Here is a 13,603-nt window from a genome sequence, read left to right as displayed (position 1 = left end):
CGTAACGATCCTCCTCCTCCACCCGACGACCTCATCCTGAGGCGCCGCGTAGCGGCCTCGAACGAGGGATCCAGAACCCGCTGTGCGAACTGGAGGGCTCCTTTGAGGCCTTCGCTGTGCGTCGGCACTTCAGGATGAGGCGGCGGGTGGGATCGCGATCGCATTGCTATCCTCGCCGAGTGTCATCAGGGCGGCATTGCCGCCTGCCGCTGCGGTGTTGGTGCTGACGCTGCGCTCCCGGAGCAGCCATTCGAGGGAGTAATCCTCGACTCCCTTCTTCAATCCGTCCGGCGACACGGCGAGGACCGGGATGATGGGGCCGGGCAGCGCGGCGGCTCTCCGCGTCGCCGTGAGGGTCGCCTCCGCTCCGCCCTCCACCAGGATCGCCGCGCAGCCCATGGCGTCCGGCCCATCGGCGATGTCGATCGTACCCCGAACCGCACGGGGCAGCAGGTCGAGCATGGGTCGCAGGCCGGCGGGCGGGACGAGGCGGATCGTGTTGCCGGTGGCGAGGCACGTCGCGATCTGTGCGAACAGCCCGGTCTCGCTGGCCGGCAGGCACAGGACCGTGCCGCGCGGATGCAGACTGTAGCGGTTGCTCTCGCCCACCGGGCCGGGCAGGGCGATGTCGAGCCCGAGGAGGCTCCGTTCGGCATAGGCGTCGCAGCGCGCCGCCTCCCTCTCCCTGCCCGCCGCCGACAGGGCGTCGCGCAGGGACGCCAGCGCCTCGGGCATCGCGGCGGGGCGCCGGACGAGGTCGGTCTCCACGGGCGCCGAAGCCAGGAGGCGGCGGAGGTAGAGCGGGCCGCCGGCCTTCGGTCCGGTCCCCGACAGGCCCTCGCCGCCGAAGGGCTGCATGCCGACCACGGCCCCGATGAGGTTGCGGTTGACGTAGAGGTTACCGGCGCGGACCCGGTCCAGGAAGCGCGCGACGGTGGCGTCGATCCGGCTGTGCACGCCGAAGGTCAGGCCGTAGCCGGTCTCGTCGATGGCGGCGGCGAGCCCGTCGAGACCGCCGCGCCGGTAGCGCAGGATGTGGAGGATCGGCCCGAAGACCTCGCCGGTGAGGTCGTCCAGCTTGTCGATGGCGATCAGGCTCGGCGGGACGAAATGGCCCGCCGCGCAGGAGGCGGGCAGCGGGAGCCGGTCTACGGCATGGCCGAGCTCCCGCATCCGCGCCACATGCGCCTCGATCCTTTGTTGCGCTGCCTCGCTGATGACCGGCCCGATATCGGTGGCGAGCTGGTCGGGATTGCCGATGGTGAGCTCGGCCATCGCCCCCTTCAGCATCGTGAGGATGCGCTCGGCGATCTCGTCCTGCAGGCAGAGCACGCGGAGCGCCGAGCAGCGCTGGCCGGCCGAATCGAAGGCCGACACCAGCACATCGGCCACCACCTGCTCCGGCAGGGCGGAGGAATCCACCACGAGGGCGTTCTGGCCGCCGGTTTCCGCGACGAACGGGATCGGTCGCCCCAGAGGGCCGAGGCGTCCGGCCAATTCGGTCTGTATCCCTTTGGCGACGTCGGTCGATCCGGTGAATAGGACGCCGTCGATGCGCGGATCGGCCACGAGGCGGGCGCCGACCCGCCCCTCTCCCGGCAGCAGGCCGAGCACGCCCTCCGGAATCCCGGCCTCGATCAGGATCTCCACCGCGAGCCCGGCCACCAGGGGCGTTTCGCCGGCGGGCTTGGCGAGGACGGCGTTGCCCGCCGCGAGGGCCGCCGCGACCTGCCCGATGAAGATGGCGAGGGGGAAGTTCCACGGGCTGATACAGGCGACCACGCCCAGGGGGACAGGGGGCGCGGCTTTGAAGCCCGCCGCCTGCACACCGTAATAGTGGAGGAAATCCACCGCTTCGCGGATCTCGGCCGCGGCGTTGGCGAGGGACTTGCCCGCCTCCCGCACCAGCAGCCCGAGGAACGCGTCGCGCCGCGCCTCGATCAGGCCGGCCGCATCGGCCAGGATCTCGGCCCGCCGCGACGGCGCCGTCGCCGCCCAGCCAACAGCCACCGAGCCCGCCCGCGCGATGGCGGCATCGACGCATCCGTCATCCGCCTCCACCACGTATCCGACGACATCGTCTCTGTCCGCCGGGTTGAGCACGGCCCGCCTCGCGCCTTCTGTCCCCTCCGACGGAACGGGTCGACAGAGGAAGGGCGTCGCCGCGCCGCGTGGCAGGGCCTCGCCGAGGGACGCGAGCACGTCCTCGTCGGCGAGATCGAGGCCGCGCGAATTGGGCCGGCTCCCGGCGAACAGGTCGCGCGGCAGGGGGATTCCCGGATGCCCCGAGCCGGGTGGCGAGACCCGGCGCGCCCGCTCCACCGGGTCGGCGACGAGGTCGTCCATTGAGACGGCGGGGTCGGCGATCCGGTTGACGAAGGAGGAATTCGCGCCGTTCTCGAGCAAGCGCCGGACGAGATAGGCGAGCAGGGTCTCGTGCGTGCCCACCGGGGCGTAGATCCGGCACGGACGGTTCAGGATCGATCCGCCGACCACCTCCTCGTAGAGCGTCTCGCCCATGCCGTGCAGGCACTGGAACTCGTAGTCGCCCGGCCGGAAGTCCGGCCCCGCCATGGCGACGATGTCGGCCAGCGTGCGGGCGTTGTGGGTGGCGAATTGCGGGAACACCGCGTCACCGGCCATCAGCAGCCTGCGCGCGCAGGCGAGATACGACACGTCCGTATGCACCTTCCGGGTGAAGACCGGGAAGCCGTCGAGGCCGTCGACCTGGGCGCGCTTGATCTCCGAATCCCAATACGCGCCCTTGACCAGGCGCACCATGAGGCGGTGCCCGCTCCGCCGCGCGAGGTCGACGACCCAATCCACCACCGGGAGCGCGCGCTTCTGGTAGGCCTGGACGACGAAGCCGAGCCCGTCCCAGCCGGCCAGGCGCTCGTCCATCGCCAGGGCTTCGAGGAGGTCGAGGGAGAGATCGAGGCGGTCGGCCTCCTCGGCGTCGATGTTGAAGCCGATGTCCTGACGGCTCGCCGCGAGGGCGAGGCCCGCCAATCGCGGCAGCAACTCGGCCATCACCCGCCCGCGCTGAGCTCGCTCATAGCGTGGATGCAGGGCCGAGAGCTTGACGGATATGCCCGGCCCGGCGAGCGGTCCGCGCCCACCCGATGCCGCGCCGATCGCCGCGATGGCGCCGGCATAATCCTCGGCGTACCGGGCGGCATCCCCGGCATTCATCGCCGCCTCGCCGAGCATGTCGTAGGAATAGGTAAAGCCCATGGCCTCCCTGCGCCGGCCGTTGCGCAACGCCTCGGCGATGCTGCGGCCGGTGACGAACTGGCCGCCGAGCATGCGCATGGCGAGATCGACGCCTTTTCGGATGGCGGGTTCTCCCGCGCGCCGCACCACCCGTGTCAGTGCCGCCGTCAGGCCGGGCTCGTCCGGCGCGCCCACGACCCGTCCCGTCAGGACCAGCCCCCATGTGGCCGCGCCGGCAAAGAGGGAGGTGGCATGGCCGAGATGCGACCACCAATCGCCATGCCCGATCTTGTCGCGGATCAACGCGTCCCGGCTCGCCGCATCCGGAATGCGCAGAAGCGCTTCGGCGAGACACATCAGGGCGACCCCCTCCGCGCTCGACAGGCTGAACTCGCGCATCAGTTGCTCGACGGGGGCGCGCGAGCCCTTGGCGCGAAGGGTGGCGACGAGGTGCCTCGCCAGATGCATCGCGGCCGCGTTCTCGCCCGGGTTCCGGCGCGCTGCGGCCATCAGGGGGGCGAGGCACTCGGATTCGGGGAGACGATGGGCGGACCGGATGGCGGCCCGGAGCGCGCCACTCGGTGCCGAAGGCCCCGCGAGGTCGGCGAAGGGCGCCCTTGGACCAGGCGGGATCGGCGCTGCGGAGGGGAGGGAGGGGCCTTTGCTCACGGGTCGAGACCCTCCCGCCGCTGCGCCGTGCGGCCGCCGGTTCCGGGCGGCGATCCCGCTGGGGCGGATGCTTCGGATGTCGCCGCCGCATCGGCCCCGTTGCACCCGGTGGAATCGGGACTATCCCGCGCCTGCAGGCAAAAGCGATGCTCGGCGGGGCGGTTCCGTCAACGCGCCGCGAGGCGGGGCTCCTGCTCCTGCCGGTGGCCCGCTTCCAGGCGCTCGGCGACGAGCCGCTGCAGCCGCCAGAGGTGGTCGTCGAGAATGCCGGCCTCGGCGCAGGCCTGCGCCGTGCGAAAGAGGTATTCCGCGCTCGGGCCGAGATGCCCCGCGCCGGTGGCGATCCGGTCGGCGATCTCTTCCTCGGTGAGGCGGCCGGTGTAGCGGTCGCTGGCGCGGTTGACGACGAAGGTCAGGGCGGTGACCGGGCCTGTGCCCGTCTCCACCGTGACCCAGCGTCCCTCATAGCCGCCGCCGCGCATCTCGCGGCGCCACACCGGCATCAGGGTCGCGGCCGGGTCGATGCCCTCCAGTCTGAACGCGATTCCCCGGCAGATGCCGCCCCGGTCGAGGGCGAGGACGAGGCCCGGCCGGTCGCGGCTTCCGCGAAAGCGCCGCTGCAACAGGCAGAAGCGCCGGTGATAGCCCCGCACCGTGCCGGTGCGCCGCTCGACCACGGCGAATTCCGGCTGCCAGATCAGCGAGCCGTAGCCGAACACCCAGAGCCCGTCCCCCTGCCTCGGCCTTCCATGGAGCATCCGGTCGAGGCCGGGCGCGAGATCGCGATCGGTGAGGAGATGCAGGGCGCTCGCATCGTCGGCGACGGGAGTCGGGTGGGCGCGGGCGATGAGATCGAGGGTGAGCGAGAGGGGGCGATGCGGCATGGCCCGTATCGGAGCATCACCGGCCTGTCCGGGCAACCCATTCGAACGATTGACGTCCTCAGCCCTTCGCGTTCCCCAGCGCCTCCAGCTCCTTGAACGGCTCCGTCTTGTGGCCCTCGCAGACCTCCTCGACATCCTCGAGGATGCTGAGCTTGCCGGCCTCCTCGCGGATGACGGCCTTGGCCTTCTCGCCCTTGAGGAACCGGCGGCCCATCATCCGGGCAGACACGCAATAGAGGGTGCGGCCGTCATCCTGGAACGGTCCGGCGATGCGGCTGTGCTCGAACCGGACCGGGATCACCGAGATCGAACCGAAGCCGCTCTGGCGCAGGGCCAGGGCGGCCACCCGCTCGCGCATCGTGAAGGAGGCGCCGGGCGCGGGCGTCGGATCGGGCCGCCCGCATCCGGTGAGCGCGACGGCGACGAGGCCTAGCCATGCGCCGGCAGCGCGGCGGGAGGTTGCGCGGTTCGTGCGGGCGCGCGGTAAGACGTGCATGGTCGTCGGGTCTCGAACGAGAGGAGCACAAGGCATAGCGTCGAACACGCGGTGCGGGAATGTCGGTATCGATGCAATCCACGTGCTTAAGTGGAAGGATCGAGCCGTTTCCAATGCACCCTCCGCGCTCTAAGGAGGGGCCATGCAATGGACCGACGACGGCGTGGTGCTGGGACTGCGCAGGCAAGGCGAGACCGGCGTCGTCCTCGAAGTGATGACCCTGGACCATGGTCGCCATCTCGGCCTCGTCCATGGCGGGCGCTCGCGGCGGATGCAGCCGGTGCTCCAGACCGGCAATCACGTCCGGCTGACTTGGCGGGCGCGCCTCGACGAGAGCCTGGGCGCCTTCGCGGTGGAGCCCCTCGAATCCGCCGCCGCGCGGCTCATGGGCTCCGGCCTCGCCCTCTACGGCGTCACTCACATGGCCGCGCTCCTGCGCCTCCTGCCCGAGCGCGATCCCCATCCCGCCGTCTACGAGGCCGCCCGCATCCTCGTCGCCCATCTCGACGACCGGGTGATCGCGCCGCTCCTGATGGTGCGGTTCGAACTCGCGATCCTGGCCGAACTCGGCTTCGGCCTCGATCTCAGCGCCTGCGCCGCCACGGGCGGCAACGACGCGCTGATCTACGTCTCGCCCAGGACCGGGCGGGCGGTCAGCGCCTCGGCCGGGGAGCCCTTCCGGGACAGGCTGCTGGCGCTGCCGGGCTTCCTTCTCGACCGGGAGGGCGGCCGCACCGGCTTCATGCCGCCCGACGAGCGGGATGTAGCCAATGGGTTTACCTTGACGGGGTATTTCCTCGACCAGCACATCTGGGGGCCGCGCGCCATCGCGCCTCCGGCGGAGCGGGCGCGATTCGTTGCGTTGGGGACGCAGAGCGCCTAAGTCACGTTCGCGTTATGTTCTGATTTGGGCCATGTCCGGCCCGGGAGTTCGTCATGGGCCAGCCCTTCGATCCGCCATCGGGATCCGACGGCATCGAGAGCGTCGAGCTGAAGTCGGCGCTGGAAGAGCGCTACCTCGCCTATGCGCTCTCCACCATCATGAACCGGGCGCTGCCGGACGCCCGCGACGGGCTCAAGCCCGTCCATCGCCGCATCCTCTACGGCATGCGTCTGCTCCGACTCGACCCGAACACCGCCTTCAAGAAATGCGCGAAGATCGTCGGCGACGTGATGGGCGATTTCCATCCTCACGGCGACCAGGCGATCTACGATGCGCTGGTGCGGCTCAGCCAGGACTTCGCGCAGCGCTATCCGCTGGTGGATGGCCAGGGCAATTTCGGCAACATCGACGGCGATGGCCCCGCCGCATACCGCTACACCGAGGCGCGGCTGACGGAGGTCGCCCGCCTCCTGCTCGACGGGATCGACGAGGACACGGTCGATTTCCGGCCCTCCTACAATGGCGAGAAGGACGAGCCCATCGTCCTGCCGGCGGCCTTCCCGAACCTGCTCGCCAACGGCTCCCAGGGCATCGCGGTGGGCATGGCCACCTCGATCCCGCCCCACAACGCCGCCGAACTCTGCGACGCGGCGCTCTATCTCATCGGCCATCGCGATGCGACCTCGGCCCAGCTCCTCACCTTCGTGAAGGGGCCGGATTTCCCCACCGGCGGCATTCTCATCGACAGTGCCGAGTCGATCGCTGAGGCCTACCGCACCGGGCGCGGCGGTTTTCGCGTGCGGGCGCGCTGGGCGAAGGAGGATACGGGGCGCGGCACCTGGAACATCGTCGTCACCGAGATTCCCTACGGCATTCCCAAGGCCCGGCTCATCGAGAAGCTGGCCGAACTGCTGCAGGAGAAGAAGCTGCCGCTGCTGGCCGACGTGCGCGACGAATCGGCAGAGGACGTCCGTGTCGTCTTGGAGCCGCGCTCGCGCAGCGTCGATCCGGTGATCCTGATGGAATCGGTGTTCCGGCTCACCGAGCTCGAGGCCCGCATCCCCCTCAACATGAACGTCCTGGTGGGCGGTCTCGTCCCGCGCGTGATCGGGCTGGCCGAGGCCCTGCGCGAATGGCTCGACCATCGCCGCGTCGTGCTCCAGCGCCGCTCGCGCCACCGCCTCGCGCAGATCGAGCGCCGCCTCGAAATCCTCGGCGGCCTCCTCATCGTCTATCTCGATCTCGACGAGGTGATCCGCATCATCCGCGAGGAGGACGAACCGAAACCGTCCCTGATGAAGCGGTTCGAACTCACCGAACTCCAGGCCAACGCCATCCTCGACACCCGCCTGCGCTCCCTGCGCAAGCTGGAGGAGATGGAGCTCAAGCGCGAACTCGATACGCTGACCAAGGAGAAGGACGGGCTCGAAGAGCTCCTCGGCTCCGAGAAGATGCAATGGTCGGACATCACCAAGCAGATCCGCGCCGTGAAGAAGGCCTTCGGGCCCGAGACCAAGCTCGGTGCCCGCCGCACCACCCTGGAGAACCCGCCCGATACCGCCGGGATCGACTTCACCTCCGCCATGGTGGAGCGCGAGCCGATCACCGTCATCGTCTCGGCCAAGGGCTGGATCCGCGCCCTCAAGGGGCATGTCGCCGATCTGTCGGGCGTCGCCTTCAAGGGCGACGACGCCCTCAAGATCTCGTTCCTCAGCGAGACCACGGCCAAGATCCTGGTGCTCGCCTCCAACGGCAAGGTGTTCACCCTCGAAGCGGCGAAGCTTCCGGGCGGGCGCGGCTTCGGTGATCCGATCCGGTTGATGGTGGATTTCGACGACGGCGCCGAGATCGTCGCCGCGCTGCCGTATCAGCCGGGCGGCAAGCTCCTGATCGCAGGCTCGGATGGGCGCGGCTTCCTCGCCCCCGCCGACGCGCTGGTGGCCAATACCCGCAAGGGCAAGGGCATCATGGGGCTCGACGAGCCGGCCCAGGCCATGCTGCTCGTGCCTGCCGGCGGCGGCGATCATGTCGCCGTCTGCAGCGCAGACCGGTTGCTACTGGTCTTCCCACTCTCGGAAATGCCGGAACTGTCGCGCGGCAAGGGCGTGCGCCTGCAGCGCTGCCGCCAGAGCACGCTCACCGACGCCCACGTCTTCACCCTGGCCGAGGGCCTGCCCTGGCGCGACAGCGCCGGTCAGGAGCGGCTCGCCAACGCGGCGCTGCTGGAGAAGTGGATGGGCCACCGGGCCGAGGCCGGCACGCTGATGACCCGGAGCTTCCCGAAATTCGAGCGGTTCGGGAAGTAGATGCTGAACATACCATCGCGGCTTGATCCGCGCTGGTGCTGCGACGATGTTTATCGGGTAGTCGCGTGATGAAGGAGTAATCGGATGGCCGACGCCGTAAGCCCGCTGACGCCCGATCTCGAAGAGCAGCTCGGCCGCATTCGGCGAGCGCGCGAAGAGAGTGAGAAATTCGTTGCCGAGCAGAAGAAACTCACGGCCGAAGCATTAAAGCTGGATCGCGACCGCATGCTCGCGCCCTGGCAGATCGCGTTGTCCGGCATGGCTGCCGGAGCCGCGTTCTTTGGCGCTGGCGCTGCCTTCGTGAAGATCCTCGGTCCCTAGCGGACAGACAAGATATCCGACAGCGCTCTCGCTCAGCGGCGGCGAAACTGGCCGCGGATCGGCGGGCGCGGACCGGAGGAGCGCTCGTCCTTGTGACGGAACACGAGGCGGCCCTTCTCGAGATCGTAGGGGGACATCTCGACGGTGACACGGTCGCCGGCCAGAGTCTTGATGCGGTTCTTCTTCATCTTGCCGGCCGTGTAGGCCACGATCTCGTGGCCCTGGTCGAGCTGCACGCGGTAGCGTGCGTCCGGCAGGATCTCGATCACGAGACCGTCGAACTGCATCAACTCTTCTTTCGCCATCCACACTCTCCAGCCGGAACGCCAGAACGGGGCATTCCGGGACACCTAAAACATAGCCGTTCGGCAAAACGCTGCGGGCGGCGGGTCCGATCCCATCGGATGCGCAACACCGGCGAGCGTCGGCACGACATAATGTTCGCGCGTCCCGTAAGCAAGCTTTTACCGCCTGGAACGCTATCGCGTCGACAGAAAATCACATGCTGTCTTGGTCCCTCGACAGTGTCGCGGGGGGCTCAACTGCCCGATTCGGCAGGCTCGTGCCGGACGACGACAAGGAGACCTCATCGCCGTCCGCCCGCGCGACTGCGCGGTGGCGGGTGTTCGCCGAACGCGCCGATCACGACCATAGGTCGTGATCGGCGCCGCATGGTATCGCGCCGCATCCGTGGTGAATACGGCCTTCCCGGGCCGGCGGCGATACGCTGGCCCCTCGCCTCAGGGCGTCACGGCGTTGCCGGCGTAATCGATGCGGCCGTCCGGCGTCTTCCTCCAGACCTGCAGCACGTAGCCGGGTGCCTTGGACTGGCCGTTGGCATCGAACGCGATCTCGCCGATGGCGGTCTTGAGTGGCGCACCGCCGTGCAGGACATCCGCGACCTTGCGGCCCTCGCTCGACTTCGCCTGCTCCACGGCCTGTCTGAGAATCTCCACCGCCGCATAGCCCTGCGCCGCCACCATGTCGGCCTCGGGCGTCCTCGGCCTGGCCGCCGCGCCCTTGGATTCGGGCAGCTTTCGCGGCTCCGGCAGGAGGGTCATCACCGTCCCCTCGGCGCCCGGGCCGGCCCCCGTGGCGAAGTCCTTGTCGAGCAGCCCGTCGCTGCCGACGAGGGGAATGGCGAGACCCACCTCGCGTAGGGAGCGGATCAACTGGCTCGCTTCGGGCGCGAGGCCGCCGAAATAGACGACCTCGACCTGCGCGCGTTTCAGGCGGGCGACGAGGGACGACAGGTCCCTGTCGCCGCGGTTGAGGCTCTCGAAAGCCGTCTCGGCCTGCCCGTTCGCCTTGAGGATGCGAGCGACGTCGTCCACCAATCCGCGCCCGAACGTGCTCTTGTCGTGAACGAAGCCGATCCGCCGCCCGCGGAAACGTGCAAGGAGATAGGTGGCCGCGATCGGCCCCTGCTCGGCGTCACTGCCGCCGATACGAAAGACGTTCCAGGCCCCGCGCGTGGTCAAGGCAGGCCAGGCGATGCCGGGCGTCACAGCGGCGATTCCCGCGTCCTCGTAGATCGGCAGGACCGACGCCGCCACGGTGGCGTTGAAGGGCCCGACGACGAGGGGGACCCGATCGGCGATGAACTTCCGCGCGATCGCGAGCCCCTGCTTGCCGTCGCCGGCATCGTCGGCCACCACGAGGGCGAGCTTGAGCCCCTTTGGGCCGGCTGCGCGGTTGAGATCCGCCACCGCCTGTTCGGCTCCCGCCCGGAGCCCCTGTCCGAAGGCAGCATCCGGCCCGGTGAGAGGGAGCGAGAGGCCGATCCGTACCGGTGCCTGGGCCGGGCTCTGTGCGACGGCGCCGGATGCGGCGAAGGCCAGCGCGGCGAGGAACGGTGCGGCGGCCGCGGGTAAGATGCGTCTCATGGTGCGAGGTCCGGATGGTCGGCACGCGACCGATCCAGCCTCCTTAGCGCAGCCTGACGTAATTGGCGCTGCCCGATCAGGATGGTCCGTCCTTCCACGGGACGATCCAGTGGGCGATGCCTGTGTGCCGGTCGGCACGCTTTGGGGACCGGGGATGGCACTGGCTTCGCCTGCGCATTGCGCCGAGGGTGCCGGAGCCTATCTCCCTGAGGCGGCGTTGCGTGAGTGCCGTCATGCCCTGTACGCGCAGCGCACGGAGTGTCCCATGCTCTCCACCGAAACAGACATCCTCCACGCGGCCGAGGCGTGGCGCCGTAGCGGGCGCGGCGTGGCACTCGCCACCGTGGTCGAGACCTGGGGCTCCGCGCCCCGTCCGGTGGGCAGCCACCTCGTCGTCGATGAGGGCGGCAACTTCCTCGGTTCGGTCTCGGGCGGCTGCGTCGAGGGGGCCGTCATCACGGAAGCGCTGGACGCCATCGCCGACGGACGACCCCGGGTGATCGAGTTCGGCGTCGCCGACGAGACCGCCTGGCGGGTCGGTCTCTCCTGCGGCGGGCGCATCCGCGTCTTCGTCGAACGCATCGACTAAAAGCGCCGTCATGAAGCTCGATTCCCTCCATGCCCTCAACGTCGAGCGTGCCGCGCGCCGCGCCGCCCTTCTCGTCACCGATCTCGACGACGGCAGCCAGCGCGTGGTCCGCGAGGCTGAGATCCCGGCCGATCCCCTGGCCGACATCCTGGCGCGACGCCTCGCCTCGGGAAAGAGCGGCCTCGTCGAGGCGGAGGGGCGGCAGTTCTTCCTCACCGTGCAGGTGCCCGCCGTGCGGCTCGTCCTGATCGGGGCGGTGCATATCAGCCAGGCGCTCTGCCCGATGGCGACGGCGGTCGACCTGTCCGTGAGCGTCATCGACCCGCGGACGGCCTTCGCCACGCCCGAGCGCTTTCCGGAGGTTCCCCTCCTGCCCCTCTGGCCCGACGAGGCCCTGGCCGGCCCCGTTCCGCCCCTCGACCGCTATTGCGCCGTCGCGGCCCTGACCCACGATCCGAAGATCGACGATCCCGCGCTGATCGCGGCCCTGAAAGCCGAATGTTTCTATGTGGGCGCCCTCGGCTCGCGGAAGACCCATGCCGCACGGGTCGAACGCCTGTCGCAGGCCGGGCTCTCGCCCGAGCAGATCGGGCGGATCGAGGCGCCGATAGGCCTCGACATCGGCGCCGTGAGCCCGGCCGAGATCGCCGTCTCCATCCTGGCGCAGATCGTCTCCGCCCTGCGTGGCGGCGGTCCGCGTGCCGTCAAAGGTGGAGTCCCCGCGTGAAGTTCGGTTCGGTCGCGATCACGCGGGCCGCGGGGCTCATCGCCGCCCATACCCTGCGGGCCGATGACGTGATCGTCCGCAAGGGGCGGCCGATCCAGGGCGACGACGCGCGTCGTCTCGCCGAGGCCGGCCTCGACAGCGTGGTGGCGGTGACCCTGGAGACGGGCGATGTCGGCGAGGACGAGGCCGCCGCCCGTCTCGCCGGTCGGGTGGCGGGCGCGGGTCTCTCCACCGGCCCCGCCTTCACCGGGCGCTGCAACCTTCAGGCGGAGGTGGCGGGTATTCTGATGATCGACCGTCCTGTCGTCGACGCGGTGAATGCGGTGGACGAGGCCATCACGCTCGCGACCCTGCCGCCGTTCCGCCCGGTGGGCCCGGGCGAGATGGTGGCGACGGTGAAGATCATTCCCTATGCCGTGTCCGGCTCCGCCCTCGACCGCGCCTGTGGGATCGCGGCCCCGGCGCCCCTCACGGTCATGCCCTATCGCCGCTTCCGGGTGGGTGTCGTCTCCACCCTGCTGCCGGGGCTCAAGGAGGCCACCGTCGCCAAGACCCTCCGCAACCTGGAACGCCGGCTCGGGCCGACCGGGGCGGGGATCGCCTCCGACCGTCGGGTTTCCCACGAGGCCGGCGCGGTGGCGACCGCCATCCGCGAGGCCATCGACCGCGACGAATGCGATCTCGTCGTGGTGTTCGGCGCCTCGGCCATCGCCGACCGGCGCGACGTCATCCCCGCCGGCCTCGAGGCGGCGGGCGGGGAGGTGGAGCATTTCGGCATGCCCGTCGATCCTGGCAACCTGCTCCTCGTCGGCCGTCGCGGCGAGATCCCGGTGATCGGCGCTCCCGGCTGCGCGCGCTCGCCCGCCGAGAATGGGTTCGACTGGGTTCTCCACCGCCTCCTGGCCGGCCTCGTGGTGAGCCGCGCCGACATCGTCGGGCTCGGTGTCGGCGGGCTGCTCATGGAGATCGTGTCCCGGCCTCAGCCGAGATCGGGGCGGCAGAGTACGTCGGAAGAAGGCACGTCGGAGGATGCCTGACGCCGTCGGCATCGTCCTCCTCGCCGCCGGCCAGGGAACGCGCTTCGGTGCGGCCGCGAAGATGCTCGCACTCCTCGATGGCCGGCCGCTCGTCCGCCACGCGGCCGACACCGCGGTCGCTGCGAATCTCGGTCCCGTGGCGGTGGTTCTCGGCTCGCATGGCGCTGAAGTCCGGCAGGCGCTGGCGGGCCTCGACCTGCAGATCGTCGACAACCCGGCCCATGCCGAGGGCCTGTCCACCTCTCTGAGATGCGGGCTCGACGCCATGCCGGAGACCGCCCGCATCATCGTGATGCTCGGGGACATGCCGCGTATCCGGCCCAGCCACCTCGCGTCCCTGGTTAAGGCCTTCCAGGCTGCCGACCCGCCACCGGCCGCCATCGTCCCGGTCCATCGCGGATCGCGCGGAAACCCGGTTCTCCTCAATCGCGCGCTCCTCGCGTCGGATCTGGCGTCGCTCACCGGGGATCAGGGCGCCGGCCGGATCCTGGCGGCGCGGACGGATGTCGTGGAACTAGAGATGGATGCGGCCGTCGCCCTCGATATCGATACGCAGGCCGCCCTGATCGCTGCCGCCCGCGCCTGATCAGGA

Annotated in this window: 12 protein-coding genes; 7 read left to right on the top strand and 5 right to left on the bottom strand. The window is 70.0% G+C overall.

Annotation, left to right across the window (positions count from 1 at the left end; translation table 11 throughout):
• Window positions 1–129: 129 nt before the first annotated feature.
• The 3 genes from putA to ASF26_RS12975 all read right to left on the bottom strand — a co-directional run bounded on the left by putA (window position 130) and on the right by ASF26_RS12975 (window position 5,262).
• Window positions 130–3,882 carry a bifunctional proline dehydrogenase/L-glutamate gamma-semialdehyde dehydrogenase PutA gene (gene putA / locus ASF26_RS12985; RefSeq protein ID WP_244475920.1) on the bottom strand — a complete coding sequence of 1,251 codons (3,753 nt, stop codon included), beginning with the start codon at window positions 3,880–3,882 and terminating at the stop codon, window positions 130–132.
• A 167-nt stretch (window positions 3,883–4,049) separates the two neighbouring features.
• Window positions 4,050–4,766, bottom strand: a complete 717-nt coding sequence (locus ASF26_RS12980) for a gamma-glutamylcyclotransferase (RefSeq protein ID WP_056254469.1) — start codon at window positions 4,764–4,766, stop codon at window positions 4,050–4,052.
• 58 nt (window positions 4,767–4,824) lie between these two features.
• Window positions 4,825–5,262 (bottom strand): hypothetical protein, encoded by a 438-nt coding sequence (locus ASF26_RS12975; RefSeq protein WP_056254466.1) that lies wholly within the window; start codon window positions 5,260–5,262, stop codon window positions 4,825–4,827.
• Window positions 5,263–5,404: 142 nt separating this feature from the next.
• Here ASF26_RS12975 and recO point away from each other — a divergent pair, with 142 nt between their 5' ends.
• The 3 genes from recO (at window position 5,405) to ASF26_RS12960 (ending at window position 8,772) form a co-directional block, all read left to right on the top strand.
• The gene (recO, locus tag ASF26_RS12970; protein ID WP_018045299.1) at window positions 5,405–6,145 is read left to right on the top strand and encodes a DNA repair protein RecO; all 741 of its coding nucleotides are present in this window, start codon (window positions 5,405–5,407) and stop codon (window positions 6,143–6,145) included.
• Between the two features lie 53 nt (window positions 6,146–6,198).
• Window positions 6,199–8,451 carry a DNA topoisomerase IV subunit A gene (gene parC, locus ASF26_RS12965; protein WP_056254463.1) on the top strand — a complete coding sequence of 751 codons (2,253 nt, stop codon included), beginning with the start codon at window positions 6,199–6,201 and terminating at the stop codon, window positions 8,449–8,451.
• A gap of 84 nt (window positions 8,452–8,535) precedes the next feature.
• Window positions 8,536–8,772: a hypothetical protein gene (locus ASF26_RS12960; RefSeq protein ID WP_056254458.1), complete on the top strand. Its 237-nt coding sequence runs from the start codon at window positions 8,536–8,538 to the stop codon at window positions 8,770–8,772.
• Window positions 8,773–8,804: 32 nt separating this feature from the next.
• Here the strand turns inward: ASF26_RS12960 and infA are convergent, their stop codons facing one another.
• Window positions 8,805–9,077: a translation initiation factor IF-1 gene (gene infA / locus ASF26_RS12955; protein WP_018045296.1), complete on the bottom strand. Its 273-nt coding sequence runs from the start codon at window positions 9,075–9,077 to the stop codon at window positions 8,805–8,807.
• 435 nt (window positions 9,078–9,512) lie between these two features.
• A complete protein-coding gene (locus tag ASF26_RS12950; protein ID WP_056254456.1) occupies window positions 9,513–10,658 on the bottom strand; it encodes a branched-chain amino acid ABC transporter substrate-binding protein in 1,146 nt (381 codons plus the stop codon).
• Between the two features lie 265 nt (window positions 10,659–10,923).
• Between ASF26_RS12950 and ASF26_RS12945 the strand changes: the two genes are divergently transcribed.
• Genes ASF26_RS12945 through ASF26_RS12930 form a run of 4 tightly spaced genes read left to right on the top strand, consistent with a single transcriptional unit; the run spans window position 10,924 to window position 13,597 of the window.
• A complete protein-coding gene (locus tag ASF26_RS12945; RefSeq protein ID WP_018045293.1) occupies window positions 10,924–11,247 on the top strand; it encodes an XdhC family protein in 324 nt (107 codons plus the stop codon).
• A gap of 10 nt (window positions 11,248–11,257) precedes the next feature.
• The gene (locus tag ASF26_RS12940; protein WP_056254453.1) at window positions 11,258–11,974 is read left to right on the top strand and encodes an XdhC family protein; all 717 of its coding nucleotides are present in this window, start codon (window positions 11,258–11,260) and stop codon (window positions 11,972–11,974) included.
• Window positions 11,971–13,011: a molybdopterin-binding protein gene (locus tag ASF26_RS12935; protein ID WP_056254450.1), complete on the top strand. Its 1,041-nt coding sequence runs from the start codon at window positions 11,971–11,973 to the stop codon at window positions 13,009–13,011. The genes ASF26_RS12940 and ASF26_RS12935 overlap by 4 nt, the downstream gene beginning before the upstream one ends.
• Window positions 13,004–13,597: a nucleotidyltransferase family protein gene (locus ASF26_RS12930; RefSeq protein WP_056254447.1), complete on the top strand. Its 594-nt coding sequence runs from the start codon at window positions 13,004–13,006 to the stop codon at window positions 13,595–13,597. Before ASF26_RS12935 ends, ASF26_RS12930 begins: the two co-directional genes overlap by 8 nt.
• Window positions 13,598–13,603 lie beyond the last annotated feature (6 nt).

The organism is Methylobacterium sp. Leaf93 (genome assembly GCF_001422345.1).
Taxonomy (GTDB): domain Bacteria; phylum Pseudomonadota; class Alphaproteobacteria; order Rhizobiales; family Beijerinckiaceae; genus Methylobacterium; species Methylobacterium bullatum.
Note: the sequence above shows the minus strand (reverse complement) of the source record. Positions and strands in the feature narration are given on the sequence as shown.

Bases quoted from the DNA above. Each gene is read 5' to 3' on its own strand.
- ASF26_RS12980 (WP_056254469.1), bottom strand. From the start codon at position 4,766: ATGCCGCATCGCCCCCTCTCGCTCACCCTCGATCTCATCGCCCGCGCC.
- ASF26_RS12975 (WP_056254466.1), bottom strand. From the start codon at position 5,262: ATGCACGTCTTACCGCGCGCCCGCACGAACCGCGCAACCTCCCGCCGC.
- recO (WP_018045299.1), top strand. From the start codon at position 5,405: ATGCAATGGACCGACGACGGCGTGGTGCTGGGACTGCGCAGGCAAGGC.
- parC (WP_056254463.1), top strand. From the start codon at position 6,199: ATGGGCCAGCCCTTCGATCCGCCATCGGGATCCGACGGCATCGAGAGC.
- ASF26_RS12960 (WP_056254458.1), top strand. From the start codon at position 8,536: ATGGCCGACGCCGTAAGCCCGCTGACGCCCGATCTCGAAGAGCAGCTC.
- infA (WP_018045296.1), bottom strand. From the start codon at position 9,077: ATGGCGAAAGAAGAGTTGATGCAGTTCGACGGTCTCGTGATCGAGATC.
- ASF26_RS12950 (WP_056254456.1), bottom strand. From the start codon at position 10,658: ATGAGACGCATCTTACCCGCGGCCGCCGCACCGTTCCTCGCCGCGCTG.
- ASF26_RS12945 (WP_018045293.1), top strand. From the start codon at position 10,924: ATGCTCTCCACCGAAACAGACATCCTCCACGCGGCCGAGGCGTGGCGC.
- ASF26_RS12940 (WP_056254453.1), top strand. From the start codon at position 11,258: ATGAAGCTCGATTCCCTCCATGCCCTCAACGTCGAGCGTGCCGCGCGC.
- ASF26_RS12930 (WP_056254447.1), top strand. From the start codon at position 13,004: ATGCCTGACGCCGTCGGCATCGTCCTCCTCGCCGCCGGCCAGGGAACG.